At 39.1% G+C, this 16,358-nt stretch carries 11 protein-coding genes; 9 read left to right on the forward strand and 2 right to left on the reverse strand.

Annotated elements, in window-relative coordinates; genetic code table 11:
- Positions 1–68 precede the first annotated feature (68 nt).
- The 3 genes from B5G52_RS21080 to B5G52_RS21090 all read left to right on the forward strand — a co-directional run bounded on the left by B5G52_RS21080 (position 69) and on the right by B5G52_RS21090 (position 3,704).
- Positions 69–566 (forward strand): hypothetical protein, encoded by a 498-nt coding sequence (locus B5G52_RS21080; protein ID WP_087534610.1) that lies wholly within the window; start codon positions 69–71, stop codon positions 564–566.
- A gap of 153 nt (positions 567–719) precedes the next feature.
- Complete coding sequence (locus B5G52_RS21085) at positions 720–1,763, forward strand: family 16 glycosylhydrolase (protein WP_087534611.1); 1,044 nt, start codon at positions 720–722, stop codon at positions 1,761–1,763.
- 12 nt (positions 1,764–1,775) lie between these two features.
- On the forward strand, positions 1,776–3,704 hold the full coding sequence (locus B5G52_RS21090; protein ID WP_087534612.1) for a CRTAC1 family protein: 1,929 nt from the start codon (positions 1,776–1,778) through the stop codon (positions 3,702–3,704).
- 79 nt (positions 3,705–3,783) lie between these two features.
- Here the strand turns inward: B5G52_RS21090 and B5G52_RS21095 are convergent, their stop codons facing one another.
- Both B5G52_RS21095 and B5G52_RS21100 read right to left on the reverse strand, forming a co-directional pair.
- The gene (locus B5G52_RS21095) at positions 3,784–6,324 is read right to left on the reverse strand and encodes a TonB-dependent receptor (RefSeq protein ID WP_140394361.1); all 2,541 of its coding nucleotides are present in this window, start codon (positions 6,322–6,324) and stop codon (positions 3,784–3,786) included.
- A gap of 327 nt (positions 6,325–6,651) precedes the next feature.
- Positions 6,652–8,787 (reverse strand): multiheme c-type cytochrome, encoded by a 2,136-nt coding sequence (locus B5G52_RS21100; RefSeq protein WP_087534614.1) that lies wholly within the window; start codon positions 8,785–8,787, stop codon positions 6,652–6,654.
- Between the two features lie 343 nt (positions 8,788–9,130).
- On the opposite strand from B5G52_RS21100, the gene B5G52_RS21105 reads away from it, so the two are divergent.
- The 6 genes from B5G52_RS21105 to B5G52_RS21130 all read left to right on the forward strand — a co-directional run bounded on the left by B5G52_RS21105 (position 9,131) and on the right by B5G52_RS21130 (position 16,209).
- Complete coding sequence (locus B5G52_RS21105; RefSeq protein WP_087534615.1) at positions 9,131–10,555, forward strand: sulfatase; 1,425 nt, start codon at positions 9,131–9,133, stop codon at positions 10,553–10,555.
- A 14-nt stretch (positions 10,556–10,569) separates the two neighbouring features.
- Positions 10,570–11,733 (forward strand): mandelate racemase/muconate lactonizing enzyme family protein, encoded by a 1,164-nt coding sequence (locus B5G52_RS21110; protein ID WP_087534616.1) that lies wholly within the window; start codon positions 10,570–10,572, stop codon positions 11,731–11,733.
- A 10-nt stretch (positions 11,734–11,743) separates the two neighbouring features.
- The gene (locus B5G52_RS21115) at positions 11,744–12,616 is read left to right on the forward strand and encodes an SMP-30/gluconolactonase/LRE family protein (RefSeq protein ID WP_176372603.1); all 873 of its coding nucleotides are present in this window, start codon (positions 11,744–11,746) and stop codon (positions 12,614–12,616) included.
- 241 nt (positions 12,617–12,857) lie between these two features.
- Positions 12,858–14,423, forward strand: a complete 1,566-nt coding sequence (locus B5G52_RS21120; protein WP_087534618.1) for a sugar porter family MFS transporter — start codon at positions 12,858–12,860, stop codon at positions 14,421–14,423.
- A 12-nt stretch (positions 14,424–14,435) separates the two neighbouring features.
- Positions 14,436–15,215 carry a glucose 1-dehydrogenase gene (locus B5G52_RS21125; RefSeq protein WP_087534619.1) on the forward strand — a complete coding sequence of 260 codons (780 nt, stop codon included), beginning with the start codon at positions 14,436–14,438 and terminating at the stop codon, positions 15,213–15,215.
- A 7-nt stretch (positions 15,216–15,222) separates the two neighbouring features.
- Complete coding sequence (locus tag B5G52_RS21130) at positions 15,223–16,209, forward strand: hypothetical protein (protein ID WP_087534620.1); 987 nt, start codon at positions 15,223–15,225, stop codon at positions 16,207–16,209.
- The last annotated feature ends 149 nt before the right edge of the window (positions 16,210–16,358 follow it).

Below are 16,358 nucleotides of genomic sequence, written 5' to 3' on the forward strand. Positions count from 1 at the left end.
TTTGATCACTTAATAAATAGCATTGGTATTATAAAGGCAATGCTACCTATAGCGTATCGGCAACCTCTGTGTCGGGTAATGGTCGATCGCTTGAAATTACAGCGGGTACAGCTACTCAAGGTGAAGCGAATACACCGTACTCTTTTGCAACTCAGCAAGTTTGGAATAAACAGCGTAACTGGTACAGCGCCAACTATGGACGTGGTGCCGAGTCTGTAGGTAAAACATACCGTTATGCTGTGTGGGTTAAGTTAAATCAAGTGCCTGTTGAACCAGTTACGTTACGCCATGTGGTTGTACCGTGGGTTTATGACGGCATACCTGAGGATGCAAATGGATTTACAGGTCGTTACTCAGAAGCGGGCTTATTTAGCGCAGCACTCGCAGCCACTACGCAGTGGCAATACGTCGAGTTTGTAGAGGATTCAACTAATCAACGCGATTGGGCTATTCCAGCAACATGGAGCTCAATTACCGATGTGTTTACCCTTTGGGAAGTGTATGGACTGCCAACGGGTGATTCAATCTTGATTGACGATTACGCAGTTACGCGTACCGATATTTAAGCTTGTACTAGACGCATAACATAATATTAAAGCGACTTTAAACTAAATAAGTTTAAAGTCGCTTTGTTTACTTATAACTCACTAAAAAATCTATTTATTTACGTATTAATTTTTAACTTTCACACAAACTTACATACAAAATAATGAGACATCATGAACAACACACAAAAAAATATAAAAATACATACATTGACGCTCACAGCTGCATTATTTTCGGTAATAACCATTGGCGGTTGTAGCAGTGACTCGGCGACGAATATGCAAAAGCTTCCTCAAGCTAAAAATAATCTACTGCCACTAACTGATCCTCTAAATGAAGGTGAGTGGGTTTTAAACACCCAAGTAAGTGATGAGTTTGAAGCCAGCACTATCGATGAAGAACGTTGGTACATTGTAGGTAAACTAGAAAACGGTAAACCTGTTTATAAGCATCCAGATAATCCAAATAAAAAAGTATGGAAAGGCCGCGCACCTTCGCAGTTTTCGGGTAATAATTATCGCCTAGAAAATGGCAAACTAAAGCTAGAAACACGTTGGGAGCCCGATTTTCCTTTTGAAGAAAAAATTCACAAACCTGTTTTTGGTGATGCACTTAAATACGAAAATATAACAACAGCGTGTTTTATTGGCCGCAAATCGTTCAAGTACGGATATATAGAAATTAAAAGTAAAGCCGCTGATGCGCAAGTAAGCAGTGCATTTTGGTCGATGGGTGAAAAGCTAGAAGTTGATTTTTTTGAATTGTTTGGTGACTCTCTTGACCCTAAAAAAGACCATATAGACAGTGAACTATGGTGGTCAATTCGCGATTGGAATAAAAAGGTAATGGGCAAGCCCACTTACACAGAACGAAAAGACTTAGGTTTTAGAGTAGCAGATGACTTTCATGTGTATGGAATTGATTGGAGCGCCCAAGGAATTAAATACTATGTTGACGGTAAATTATTTAGCGAAGTATCTGCAGAACAAGCTGATGCCTGGGCAAAAGAGCATCGCGGGGTTGATAAAGGTTACGTAGCCACTAAGCCACTGTTTTTATGGCTTGATCAGGAAACTTTTCCTTGGCATGGCGTACCAAAAAGTAAAGAAGAGCTTGAACGTAATAGCCCTGAGGGCAAAAAAGATGATGGTGTGGTCGACTTTGAAATTGAATACATCCGTGTTTGGCAACAAAAACCATTACAGTCAGTTAAGTAAGGAGTGGGTTAAATGAAAAAAAATAGTAAGCCAGCAAACACGTTATTTTGTTTATCACTGATCGCTACAAGTATTCTGCTTTATGGATGTAACACCACTCAAAGGGCAAGCAATGAAACGCTAAGCGACAACATCAGTAATAAATTAATGTTTAGTGAATCGCACAATATTATACCTTTTGAGCCACTATCGCGTCGTAAATGGGACAGTGCATTGATTGCAGACTTTGATAAAGATGGGTATCAAGATGTATTAATTACTGAGCATACCCACGCAGTAAAAATTTTTTGGAATAACAAGGACAATACCTTTTCAGCACCACAGATAATTATTAAAGGCGACACACACGGCGTGGCTGTTGCTGATTACGACTTAGATGGTCGTATGGATTTAATAATAGCCCAAGGTGGTGGTGGCGGCCTAAAGCCGCGTTTACCTGTATCGTTTCAAATAAATCACGACCGGACTGTTGAAGGCGGAGAAACGTTTGATAATTTTGAACGAACACGCGGACGTGCGGTTAAATTAATTGATGGCAATAACAGTGGCACCTTAGATTTAATGCTCTCAGCTTTTCCGCTTAAAAAGCAAAAAAAGGGAGCCAACCATATATATAAAAACGAAGGACATAATCAGTTTAAGTTTGTCGATTATTTACCTACTGCAAAATGGCTTGGTTATAAAGCCTTAGTTAGTGATTTTGATAATGATGGGCACGATGATTTATTTTTTTACGGCGGAGATGACATTGTTGTAGCGCAGAGTAAATCTGATTTAGGTTATAAAAATAAAAGCAAAGCTGTACTAGGAAATAATCGTAATATTAGCCATGTGAGCAGCATGACCGAAATCGACTTTGATAATGACGGTGACTTTGATTTATTTTTAACCCGCGCTAAACATCAATTTGAACAACACACCTTTTATGATGCTCAATCTCAAAACTTTGCTTTTTTTACTCGTAACGAAGCATTTAGATTTGAAGATTTTAAAATCGAAGGTGACTTCGAAATAGAAAACCTGCAAATGGCTTATCCCCATTTTAATGTGTTTATTGGCAAAAATAGTGTGCCTTTAACATTAAAAGGGCATGGCGGCAGTGAACGTACGGTACAGGTAACAAAAGAGCAAGCTGCTGGCTGGCCTAAAAAACTACGTAAAAAAGGTTTATATATAGGTTACTTAGGTAACGATACTTGGCGCGTTGCGGGGGATACTAAATCGCCTACCGCCGGTGTTATTAAAAGAGTAACTAATTTACCCAACGTAAAAGGGCTTGAGCCATTACCAGCGGTATTATTAGAAAACCAACAAGGTAACTTTGTTGATGCAACAGCCAAGCTAAATATTAATCTTAGCGAACCAACAACCAGTGCTGTTGCCGGAGACTTTAACAACGATGGTTGGAGTGACTTATTTGTATTGCGTTATGGTAACCCGGCAAAAGCCAACGAGCAGGTACTGTATTTAAATCAGCAAGGTAAAGGATTTGAGGCTTTACAAAACCATGGTGTTATTTCAACTGAGCTTGGATCAACAGGGGGCAGTGCACAGACCTTTGATTACGATAATGACGGTGACCTTGACTTAATTTACTCAAACGAGCGCGGCCGTTGGCATTTATTTACCAACAACACCGCTTTAGACGCGCAGCATAATTTTTTAGTCACTAATATTGGTTACTCACCTAACGCTGGTGTGTCGGCATTGGGCGCTACTGCTACTATAAAAGCGTGTGGGAAAACTTATAAGCGTGTTGTAGGCGCAACAGGTGCTGGCTTTTCACAAAGCGAAAATAACAAGTTACACGTTGGTTTAGGTACGTGTTCACAGATAAATAATGTATCGGTTCGTTGGAGTAATAATGAGCATGTAGATATTAGCAATGCGGTTATAAATGATGCTAACGGGCAGTTAGTTGGTAGAAAAGAGCCATTGTAAGTAATTTAAATAATAAAATGCAGATAGAAAAATAGCGCTTAATTAGCGCTATTTTTTTATATTCAGTTTTCGTTATCTATTAAAAGCTATATTGAACACTTGCACCCACATAACGACTCCAGTCACGAGGATAAAATGCTTCCCCAAAACCTTCAGAGTTTATACGTTGGCGAGTAGTGTACGACTTATCAAATAAGTTTTTAATGAATACACTAAACTGTAAGTTATCTTTGCTTACGCTTAAGTAACCATCCCAAATGCTTGACGATGGGTTAGCTGATTCGCCAAAGGCAAGTTCGTTAATTGATTGCGTGTGGCTACCATTATAACGCCAAACTGCACGTGTATTAGCATTCCAGCCTGTATCAGCAATTTGTGTACTATATGAAATAGTACTTAAAAATTGTTGCTCAGCATTATTAGGGAAAGATAAACCCGTTTGATCAAAGCTCTGACGGCCAGTTGAATCAGTAGTACAGCGAGAAGCAAGTAAACCACCATCATCTGCAGGACAATTAATAGGTGTATCAGCAAAGTCCTCGTAGCGTGCATCAAAATAAGCGTAGTTAAAAGACCACTTTAATTTATCTGATATTTTAACCACCACATCGGCTTCAATACCGGTTGAGCGTGCTTGTGCTGCGTTTACATAGCCTGCAAAAATAATGTTATTTTCTTCATCTATTACGCGGCTGGCACGTACTTGATAATCGTCAACCCTCATATCAAAGTACGTAAAGTTAAACAGTAAATCGTTTTCAAAATACGCTGAACGCAGACCTACTTCAAAGTTTGAAGAGTTTTCAGGATCGGTAGGGAAGTTGTCTGCATCGGCAGGGTCGGTATTTGTTGTTACAAAGTAAGATGCGCCTTTATAACCGGTAGAATAATTCACATAACCACGAATATCATCAGTAAAGTCATACCCTACAACCGCTTTGTATATAAAAGCGGTGTCTGAGTTATCAAACTTAGTTGGCGCGTCTTGGCGTAAAATAAGCGATAGATCTGTTTGAGCAAGTTCTAATACTTCATTGAATGTTTCCATTCCAACACCCGTAGAAGGTGTTGCTAAATCTGTACGAGCAAAGGTTGCATCACTTTTTTCATGTAATAATCTAAAACCAAAAGTAGCATTTAATTGCTCAGTTATTTGGTATTCAAGTTGTCCAAAAATAGCGACGTTTTCAAAACCGGTTGTAAAATCACCACTATTTAGTAAGCGAGAAGGCGTTAGTAATGAGCGGTCGTCATCGCCAGTAGTTGCATAGTTAGCTAAAAAAGCATCGGTAGATTGCTTTGAGTAACACCCTGTTAATTCGCCGCCTTCAATAAAGCCACGGTTACCTGCAATACAACCGTCACGTATTTCAGAGCGCTGACCGTCGGTATCATGGTAAAAAAGACCTAATACCCAATCAAATTTTTCATTATTAAATGACGAAATACGAAACTCTTGTTGAAGAACATCAACCGATTCGTTACCACCAAAAGCGGTTCGCTCTACAGGAAAATTAATAGTAAAAAATGCTGAACTGTTATATAAATCAAAATCTCTGTAGCTACCATTATAGCTAAGTGTAATTTCATCATTTAGGTAGTAATCAGCCGATATTGAAAAGCCAAAATTTTCTGTTCTACCAAAGTTACCTTCTGCATTACGTGATGTAACCGGGCCGCCGGCTTCTTCAAAAGTAGACTCAGGGTTAACACGGTTATAAGTGGTGCCTTCAATGGTGCCATCGTCTTTTACATTAACGATTGGACGAGGGCCAAAATCTGGGTTTATTCCACCTAAACGAGTTAGAGAACAACAATTGGTGTCTGTCTCTGAATATTCTAAGCGAAATAATACATTTAGTTCTTCACCATTGTCGTACAAAAGCTGACCGCGACCTGCTTTCGTTGTTTTTGCACCTATAGTGTAATCTTCTTCACCAGGCATGGTGTTTTTTATCCAACCATCAATATCACTGTATTGTGCGTTAAATCGAGCTGCCCAGTTTTCGTTAAGTGGTACATTTACTGTGCCGCTAAAATCAGTGCCATCAAACTCAGTAACTTGCGCTCTAACTGTACCTGAAACTCGATCATCTAGTTGAGGTTTTTTAGTTACATAATGCAATAGGCCTGTTGATGTGTTTTGGCCAAATAAAGTCCCTTGTGGGCCGCGCATTGCTTCTACACGCTGTACATCTGAAATAGGTAAGTTGAGCATTGATTGGCGAGGTAATACTTCGCCATCTATAACGACTAAGTTTGAAGACTGTAAGCCAATTGAATTAGTAAAAGTGCCTATACCACGTGTTTTTAACGTTGTAGTTCTTATTTCACTGCTGTCATCAATGCCAAAACCCGGCAAGTAGGTGACTAAATCAAACCCATTATCGATGCCAATTTCTTCAATTAAATCACCGCTTAGCACTTCGATTGAAGAAGGCACTTCTTTTAATGCTTGGTCGCGTTTTTGTGCGCTCACTAAAATAACTTCAAAATCGTCTGAATTGCTTTTAGCTTGCTTTGCGGTTGTTTCTTCTTGCGCATATGCAGTGTGTGTGAAAGCTGATAAAGAACAACATGCAAGTAATATTGCTGTATGCAATTTACTGTGTTTAAGCATTTTAACCACTCCGTTTCTTCATAATTGTCTGTGTGTGCAGATAATGCAGCGGCAGTATCTGTCATTTAGAATCAGGCTAATTAAACAGCGATTCTTAATTGTGATAAAGCTATAAGCAATTAAGAATTGTAAATAATAAGAAGCGATTCATTCTAACAATTTAAACATATGATGTTTGAGAGTGCAATGTGTTGATTACTTGTTTATTAAATGTTGCTTGTAATCTTGAGGATATAACCTTGTATTACCGTTTAAGTAACACAAGATTATGAAGTTAAGTGGTTGAATTTTAATCTCTAATTTAAAATACAGATTTAGAATGAAAAATTATTTTAAACGAGTAAAAAAGTCGTAATCCTCAGCATTTTTAAGCTTTTGAGCAAAGCTCATTCCTAAGTTTTTGAGCTGCTGCGCATTATTATAAGCACTGATTTTGAGTTTTAATTCGTTCACGGCCTGTGCGGTTGAGCCAATGCTATCAAGCGCTAAAAAGTACAAATAAGCGTATTGCACGTTATTATTCTCAAGTGCCATTGCGTGTTTAAACGAGTCAACAGCAGCGGGTTTGTTACCGCTTCTAATAAGTGCCATACCGTTTGCATAATGCAGCGGCGCAGAGGTAGGTACTGCTTTTAAACCACTATCTAACGTGCTTTGCATTTTCGCTGTTTGACCAAGGCGATAATAAATATCGGCTAAATTTACATAACTTGCATCAAAGTAAGGATCAACACTAATGCCTTTTTCCAATGATTTAATAACGCCGTTTATGTCTTGTCTGTTAAGCGCGAGCATACTTTGATTGATATTACCTTCACCGCGCCATGTATTTACTTTATTGGCGTGTGCAAGCTCTATGATTGATTGATTAAGCCCGTTTAACTGCGCCGTTGTTTGGCTTAGGTTTTGCGCAGCGGCAACACGCACCGACTTTAATTTGTCGGTTAATAGTTGCTTGTAGCTTTTTAAGCGCTCTGCTTCAGGCAGTAAAAACCCAACTTTAGCAATAGCTAAGCGAATAAGCGGAAGAGGCGAGTTAACCCAGCCTTTGACGTCACTATCATTAAGCTCTGCAGCTGAACCGCCTAAATAGCTTATTGCACTGGCGCGGTCTATTTCGTTTAGCGATAAGTCATTGATTAGGCCCATGTGTGCATTTCGTGAAATAGTTTTTAATGAACGTAATTCAAGCATGCTGTGCTCGCTTGCACTTAATGGTGGTGCTTTACCATGCCAATTTTCAAGCGTACTTGCTGCCCATTCATTTGTTTGACCGTCGTGGCATTGCACACATGCATTAGGTGTATCGTATTTTATTGATATGTCAGGGCGTGGAATTTTAAAACTGTGGTCGCGTCTGTCATCAACGCCCATGTATCTGTTAGTTGGCATATGACAGCTAACACATTGTGCCCCGGTTGATTGTTCTTTATGGCGATGATGCTCGGGTTTGTTGTATTCGCTGGCACTGTGGCACTGTAAGCACAGCCCATTCGTTTTAGTTTTAATTTTCATGGTGTGTTTATCATGACAATCAACACAGTTAACACCGGCTTTGTACATTTTACTTTGTGCAAAAGAGCCAAATACATACACTTCTTCTTTAATTTGGCCATCGGCATAATACAAATTAGGTTCTAAAAATGAAGGACTAAATTGGTCCAAAAATGCTTGGCTGTTATCAAAACCATCAGTCAGCGGGCTTCTTAGCGAATGACACGCATAACAGCCTTGCATAAAGCTGTTATCGCGGGGCTCGCCTTGCCAAGTGGCAATGGTGTCATCACCGATTATTTTCCACTGCGACATATTATTGGGGCTTGTTTGAGCCGGTTTAGTCACTTTTTTAGTTTTATGTTCATCAGTAATCTCACTGTGGCACGATTTACAGCCCACATTTATGTTTGAAAAGTGTGTATCAAAGCGCTCTTTTTCAGGATTGTAATTACGTTTTAAGTTATCTGAGTGGCAATCGGCGCACATGCCGTTCCAGTTTTGCAGAGGTTGCAGCCAATGCAGTCGGTCGCTTGGTTTTACATCTTCGTTAGCGTAGTTGGCGTACCAACGCTGGCCGCCTAGTGATTTAGCGCGACTATCCCATGCAAAAGGAAATACTTGGTACTTACCTTTTTCAACTTCAATTAAATACTGTTGCAATGGGTCAAAGCCAAATACATAACTTACGGTGTACGTTTTTTTGGTGCCTTGCTCGGTTAAATCAATTAAAAAGGCCTCTTTTTCTTTATAAAATACGGCTTTTTGAGAAAAGTGGGTCGCGGTTATATTACTAAAATCACCAAGCACGGTATCTTTATTGGCTAAAGCCATTGAACTGGCATGGTCTGATTGTTCCCAATCACTGGTTTGTTGTTGATGGCAAGACTGGCACTCATCGTCTGCAATAACTGAAAAACAGCTGCATAAAAAAAGAACAACAAAAAGGCTGTTTTTTATATTTATCATTTTAGAATCCACCTTATATAGCACACTAATGCATACTTAAAATTAAATAACGGGCTACAGCTAAATACTCAATTAATGGGTTTTGTCTTTAAGCTGAGACTGTTATTAGGCTTAAGTGATAGTGAAAAATTGAAAATTAATTTCAAAATATCATACATCATATGTTTGCAATATTGTTACGTTTTGTTTAGTGTAGCGATATTGTGATTTATAAACGCATTATTTACAACTCAATCATTAAATTAACTAGCCGTAATAGTCTAATATATCCAATATGTTAGCTATGGTGTAATTAATGTTTTTTAGCTATGTGCTTAACTATTATATTAAATAGGAAACTGTGATGAATAAGCTACTTGTTCTTCTTTCTGTATGTTTAGGCTTTTGCGTTAGTGCTAATGCAATGGCAAAAGCAGAAACAGAAAAACCTAATATTGTTTTAATTTTTGCTGATGACGCAGGTTTTGGTGATTTTGGCTTTCAAGGTAGTACGCAGCTCGAAACACCGAATTTAGATAAACTTGCCCAAAGCGGTGTCCGTTTTACTCAAGGTTACGTAAGTGATTCTACTTGTGGCCCTTCACGCGCAGGTTTAATGACGGGTAAGTACCAGCAACGTTTTGGTTATGAAGAAATTAATGTACCAGGTTTTATGAGTGACAATTCTGCATTAAAAGGTGCAGATATGGGCTTGCCGTTGGATCAAAAAACAATGGCTGATTATCTTAAAGAGCAGGGCTATAAAACAGCTGTGTTTGGTAAATGGCATTTAGGTGATGCGGATAGATTTCATCCTCTTAATCGTGGATTCGATACCTTTTTAGGGTTTAGAGGTGGTGATAGAAGCTACTTTAACTATTCAGAACAAGAAATGAAAAATGGGAACAAACATTTTTTTGATAAAAAATTAGAACGCGACTTTGGTAATTACGAAGAGCCAAAAGAGTATTTAACCGACGAGTTAGGCAAAGAAGCTGCTAAATACATTGAACAAAACAAAGATGAACCATTTTTTATTTATTTAGCATTTAATGCAGTACATACTCCACTTGAATCAGATCCTAAAGATTTAGCCAAATTCCCTCATTTAACGGGTAAACGTAAAGAACTTGCTGCAATGACCCTAGGGTTAGACAGAGCTAGTGGTTATGTACTTGATAAACTTAAAGAGCTAGGCTTAGATGACAATACTATTGTGGTTTTTTCAAACGATAACGGTGGCCCATCTGATAAAAACGCATCAAATAATGCACCACTTGCAGGGACTAAATCAAACCAGTTAGAAGGGGGCATTCGTGTACCATTTTTAATTAGCTGGCCTAAGCATATTAAAGCGGGTTCAATTTATGAATACCCAGTTAGCACACTCGATTTATTGCCTACCTTTTACAGTGCAGCACAAGGCAAAGCATTAGAGAGTGACATTGATGGCGTTGACTTACTCCCTTATATTCAAGGTAAAAATACAGAGCGTCCGCACAAAGTTATGTATTGGAAAAAAGAAAACAGAGCGGTTATTCGTGATAATGATTGGAAGCTTATTCGTTACCCAGACCGCCCGGCAGAGCTATACGACTTGAGTACAGATATTGGTGAGCAAACAAATTTAGCAGCAAAAAATCCTGAACGTGTTAAAAATATGTTTAAATCATTGTTTGAATGGGAGCTAACACTAGAGCGCCCACGTTGGTTACTGAAAAGACAATACGAAAAATACGATATTGATAGAATGGACAAATACCGTTTACCAGCAACTCAACCAGAATAATAGGTGTGTAATAAATGAAAATAGAATCTGTAGAAGCAATCTTAGGCTGTGTTGGTAAGCGTAATCAGTTATTAGTCAAAGTGGTTACCGAATGTGGTTATGTAGGTTGGGGTGAATCAGGTTTATCAAATCGAGAACAAGCTGTCATGGGCGCTGTTAGCCACTTTGCCAGCTTTTTACGAGGAAAAGATGCGCGCCAGATTGGCCGAATATGGCAAGAGCTTTATCGCAGCCATTATTTTGAAGGTGGCAGGGTGATCACCGCAGCTATCTCGGCAATAGACATCGCCTTGTACGATATACTGGGTAAATCGTTGCAAGTGCCGGTCTATCAATTACTCGGTGGTAAACAACGCGATACAATTCCATGTTTTGCCTGTTGTTATACTGAAGCTGATCCAGATCGTTTCGATGAGTTAGTAAAAGAGGCAAAGGCCTTGGTTGCTTTAGGCTGGACTACTATTCGCGTGATCCCGAGTCGCTTTGATGACCCTAAAATATTTGAGCCAACAGAATCAATTACACGTACAGCGCGATGCTTAAATGAGCTACGCAAAGTACTGGGTCCTGATATTATTTTAGGCATTGATTATCACCACCGTTTAAGTGTTGCAGAAACAGCTTCTTTTTGTCAGCGGTTAGAGCCACAGACCTTAGACTTTCTGGAAGAGCCTATTCGTAATGAGTCACCAGAAGCGTATGCTGCGCTGCGTAAAATGACTAATATTCCTTTTGCTATTGGTGAAGAGTTTAGCTCTAAATGGGCGGCAAAACCTTATATTGAACAAGGTTTAACGCAATATCTACGGGTTGACGTTTGCAATATTGGTGGCCTTACAGAAGCAATGAAAGTAGCTGGGTGGGCTGAGAGTCATTATATTGATGTAATGCCTCATAATCCACTTGGCCCGGTATGTACTGCGGCTACTAATCACTTTGCTGCAGCACTGCCTAACTTTAGCTTGATGGAAACGCATCAAGGACCATTTAGTGAATTTGGTGCTCATGATAAAAGTTTATTTCCAGAACAACATGAACTGGTCGGCAACGTATTTAGTATACCGGATGTGCCGGGTTTAGGTGTTGAAGTTAATGAAGCTGCGTTTAGAAAAGCAACACCGGTTGAGCTGGAAGCGCCTCACTTAAGTAAGCAAGATGGTTCGCATACCAACTGGTGATAAGGGCATAATGATGAAGAATATGGCTGTTCAGGTATTAGATAAAACAGTGAATTTTGTTGGTGAAAGCCCGCTGTGGCACCCACAAAGAAATACCCTTTATTGGCTTGATTTTCCAAATAATATTTTATTTAGTCACCATGATGGTCACAGCAAACAGGTGAAACTTAAGGTCATGGTAACAGCACTGGGTTGGATTGATCATGCTCACTTATTAATGGCAACGTCAGAAGGTTTATTTAAGTATCATATCGACTCACAGGTGATGACGTTAATTGTAAACATTGAGGATCAATTAACGACAAACCGCAGTAATGATGGTCGTGCGGATCCATGGGGTGGTTTTTGGGTTGGCACTATGAACGTTGATGCTAAAGCAAAATGCGGCGCATTTTATCGGTGGCATAACGGGCAATTACGTAAACTTATTCGTGAGTTGTCTATTCCCAATGGAATGTGTTTTGATAAAACGCGTTCAGTAGGTTATTTTGCCGACTCTTTAGAGCAAAAGTTATATGTTTTGAAGCTTGATGTTGATACCGGATGGCCAACCTCAGCGCCTACTCTATTTTATGACTTTAGCGAGTTAGCGGTCTCACCAGATGGTGCTGTTGTTGATGTGCATGGAAATATCTGGATTGCACTTTGGGATGGGGGAGAAGTCATGTGTATATCCCCGCAAGGTAAACATCTACATAGTGTTGACACTGATACACCCAGGCCAACATGTCCAGCTTTTGGCGGCTCAGATGCGACTACATTGTTTGTCACCAGTGCGGCGTGCGAATTAGATAAGACGCCAGTCAAAACTGTTCAACATGGCACCACACTTTTTTATCCTTCTTACTGTAGTGGTGTATTTGAACCCGCCGTTACAGTGTAATTTGGTATTTTATTTGTGAACAAAAAGGCAAAGACTTTTGTACTTTGCCTTTTACTTTCCCACACCTGCAGAAATTGTAAATCCATGCATAATAAACATCTTGCATATGTAAACATCATATGTTTATATGTTGGTATATTGTTTTATGGATTTCGCCGATTATATTTTATAAAAGCAGAAATCATGGTTTCAACATAGGCAATACACATTAGAGTATTGCTTATTATATAAGGCATTAACATTGGAAAATAATAACAAAAACCAGAATAAAGCCATTCGTTATTCATTAATCGCAGCATTTGGTGGATTTGTATTTGGCTTAGATGCAGCAAACATTTCTGGGGCACTGCGGTTTGTTAGTTCACAGTTTGAGCTGACGAGTTTGCAAACAGGTAATGTTGTTGGGTGTGCAATTGTTGGGGTAATTTTAGCGCTTTTTTTCACAGGCGGTTTATGCCAACGTTTTGGGCGTAAAAAGGTGCTTATTGCTATTGCATTAACGTATTCACTATCAACAATTATTTCAGCTTTTGCAGTTAGCTATCCGATGCTAATACTCGGCCGTTTTATTGGCGGGGTTGCTTTTGCATCCATTACCGTATCGGCCATGTATATAGGTGAAATTGCTCCCGCAGATAAACGTGGACAATTTGTATCAGTTAATCAATTACTAATAACCTTGGGCAGCTTATTTGCATTTGTGATTAATTATTTATTAGTAAAAAGCATGCTTAATATTGACTGGTTAACTGAGGAAAATATTTGGCGTTATATGTTAGGTTTTGAAATCATTCCAAATATTATTTGGTTTTCACTATTGCTAACGATCCCTGAATCACCTCGATGGCTAATGAGTAAACACCGTGAACAAGACGCACGTGAAGTGTTTAATCACATAGCTACACCAGCCCAAACTGATACTTTACTTAATGAGATTAGACAAACGGTGAATGAAGACAAGCGTAATAATGCAATTGAGCAATTAAAAGTATTATTCAGTAAACCAATGCGTTTTGTTGTTTTACTTGCTGTGTGCTATGCAGTGATACAAGGTGCAACAGGGATGAATGCAGTGCTTTTTTACGCGCCAACCGTGTTTGAACAAATAGGAATGAGCGTTGAAGATACATTTTTACAGACAATTGTGCTCGGTGGAGTGTCGGTATTGTTTACTTTAGTAGCGATTTTCTTCGTCGAAAAACTTGGTCGTCGTACGTTAACTTTGAGCGGATTGCTGCTGATAGCATTAGCGCATACATCTATTTGGTATGGCTTTGACAATGCAAGCTATGTAATTGATAAGCAAGCTATGACTGCTTTAAGTCAACAAATTGATGTGGAAAAACTAACGCCTTTCGAAAACCATGTGTATGAAACTGATGTAGCGCTTAAAAAAGATTTGGCAAAAGTATTTTCAAAAAAAGAGCTACCTTTAGTGACAGGTTCAGTCATTAATGAAGCAATTAATATTAACCCAGGATATGTGTTGTTTGGTTTGTTTGTTTTTCTAGCAGCTTTCAATATGTCCATCGGGCCAATCATGTGGGTTATTTTTTCAGAGATATTTTCAAGTCGGGTAAGAAGTGTTGCCTTACCGTTTGCAGCATTAGTACAGAGTATTTCTAGTTGGAGTATTCAACAATTTTTCCCTTGGCAATTGGAAACTTTGGGGGCTGCAAATACCTTCTTATATTACGGCGCAGTGGCTGTTACCGGCTTTGCGATTATGGCGATAATTTTACCTGAGACAAAAGGTAAAACAATAGAGAATATCGAACGTGATTTAGTGCCTTCATTGGTTAAATAAGAGAAACAATTTATGTCACAAAGATTATTGAATGAAGTTGCAATTGTAACGGGTGCTGCAGATGGTATTGGGAAAACAATAGCTGAAGTTTTTTGCCAACAAGGTGCGAAAGTATGCGTTGCTGATATTAATCAAAGCATGGGGCAGGCAGTCGCTAATGACTTAATTGCACAAGGATATGACGCTCACTTTTGTTATGTTGATATTGCGGATGAAGCTTCTGTAAATGCAATGGTCGAAGCCACGGTAAACATGTTTGGTAAACCGACTGTCCTGGTTAATAATGCTGCATTGATCTCAACAGGAAAAGAAGTAACGGACGTTACCTCAGACATGTGGAGAAGAAACTTTGCCGTAAACGTTGATGGTATGTGGCATTGTAGTAAAGCCGTACTTACTCATATGAAAGAAAATGGGCAGGGTAGTATCATTAACTTAGGATCAGTACATTCATACAAAATAGTCCCCGGTTATTTTCCGTATGCCGTCACTAAACATGCGGTGATCGGTTTAACTAAGAATTTAGCTGTCGAGTTTGCTCAATATAATATTCGTGTTAATGCATTGTGCCCTGGCATGATTGAAACACCCATGGCATTTAAAACGTGGCAAGACATGGAAGATCCTACCGCAGCTAGAAAAGCCATTGCCGATGTGCATCCACTAAAACGCAATGGCACTACTGAAGAAGTCGCTTACCCAGCTGTGTTTTTGGCGAGTAATGAATCAAGCTTTATGACTGGGCAAAGCCTAGTTGTAGATGGCGGCCGTTCAGTAATTTATCACGATTAAAAACGTCATGCTTGAATGTATAGAGCATACCGTACAAGGCTTTAACGCAATTACGATACGTAATGCGTATTTATCTTGTACGGTCGTTCCTGAGCTTGGCGGGAAAATTACCTCGTTGAAAGCGATGCAAATACAACGTGAGTGGTTAGCACTCGATGAGCAAGCTGGGCTTAATAAAGCTAATTATGCGGATGACTTTAGACGTTTTGATAGTGGCGGTTGGGATGAGTGTTTTCCAAGTATTGCTCCTGAAGTTGATTTTCCAATTGCTAAACGCAAAATTAATATCCCTGATCACGGGCAACTGTGGTGTTTACCATGGCAAGTAGTTGAGTTAAAAACCAGCAAAAGCGCAATTATTGTGGTTCTACGGTGTGAAGGTGTTGGCTTAGGTTATCGTTTTACGCGAAGTTTAAAACTGGGTAAATTTGCTAAGGGTTTAATAGTGGATTATCAGCTAGTCAATCACAGTGATGAATCTATTCCGTATATTTGGTCAATGCACCCTATTTTTGCAGTGACACCAAATATGCACATTACCTTACCTGCGCGTGCTATTGAGTTTGCGACAGATATAGGGTTTAAAACTTTTTTTAATACTCAGGTTAAACATTTCAGTTGGCCATACCAATCATCACAAAACCATCACTTAAATCTGAGCCATGTTATGCCTTATTACAGTGGCTTTGCCAGTAAAATGTATAGTGATAGGTTAAAAACTTACTTTACTGAAACAGACTCTTTTGAGGTAAAACTCAGCTGTGGCGATGAGTATTGTGGTTTTCGTTTTAGCCCTCACCAAGTGAGCCATTTAGGGCTGTGGTTTAATTATCATGGTTGGTCTGGTAACGATTTACCAGCTCCCTTTGTACTCGGTATCGAACCCTGTATTGGTAATGCTGATTCTCTACGTCAATCTATTGAAAACAAAGAAGCTTCAACCTTGCTAGCCCATGAGCAAAGAAGCTGGCAAGTAGAGTTCTTTATTAGTTAAGTAGCGTTTGGTTAGTTCAAAAGTAAGCTTTGGCATCGAGTCAGTATTAGATTGAATGCGGATCTATAACTTCCCCCGCTATACTGCTTCTACGTTTTTTAACATTACCTGCGCAGTAATTATACCAATGCTATTTATTAAGTGATCAA

It is taken from the genome of Pseudoalteromonas sp. A601, from assembly GCF_002165575.1.
Lineage (GTDB): Bacteria > Pseudomonadota > Gammaproteobacteria > Enterobacterales > Alteromonadaceae > Pseudoalteromonas.

Excerpts from the sequence above, each read along its gene's own strand:
- B5G52_RS21085 (WP_087534611.1), top strand. The coding sequence starts at position 720 with ATGAACAACACACAAAAAAATATAAAAATACATACATTGACGCTCACA.
- B5G52_RS21090 (WP_087534612.1), top strand. The coding sequence starts at position 1,776 with ATGAAAAAAAATAGTAAGCCAGCAAACACGTTATTTTGTTTATCACTG.
- B5G52_RS21095 (WP_140394361.1), bottom strand. The coding sequence starts at position 6,324 with ATGCTTAAACACAGTAAATTGCATACAGCAATATTACTTGCATGTTGT.
- B5G52_RS21100 (WP_087534614.1), bottom strand. The coding sequence starts at position 8,787 with ATGATAAATATAAAAAACAGCCTTTTTGTTGTTCTTTTTTTATGCAGC.
- B5G52_RS21105 (WP_087534615.1), top strand. The coding sequence starts at position 9,131 with ATGAATAAGCTACTTGTTCTTCTTTCTGTATGTTTAGGCTTTTGCGTT.
- B5G52_RS21110 (WP_087534616.1), top strand. The coding sequence starts at position 10,570 with ATGAAAATAGAATCTGTAGAAGCAATCTTAGGCTGTGTTGGTAAGCGT.
- B5G52_RS21115 (WP_176372603.1), top strand. The coding sequence starts at position 11,744 with ATGATGAAGAATATGGCTGTTCAGGTATTAGATAAAACAGTGAATTTT.
- B5G52_RS21125 (WP_087534619.1), top strand. The coding sequence starts at position 14,436 with ATGTCACAAAGATTATTGAATGAAGTTGCAATTGTAACGGGTGCTGCA.
- B5G52_RS21130 (WP_087534620.1), top strand. The coding sequence starts at position 15,223 with ATGCTTGAATGTATAGAGCATACCGTACAAGGCTTTAACGCAATTACG.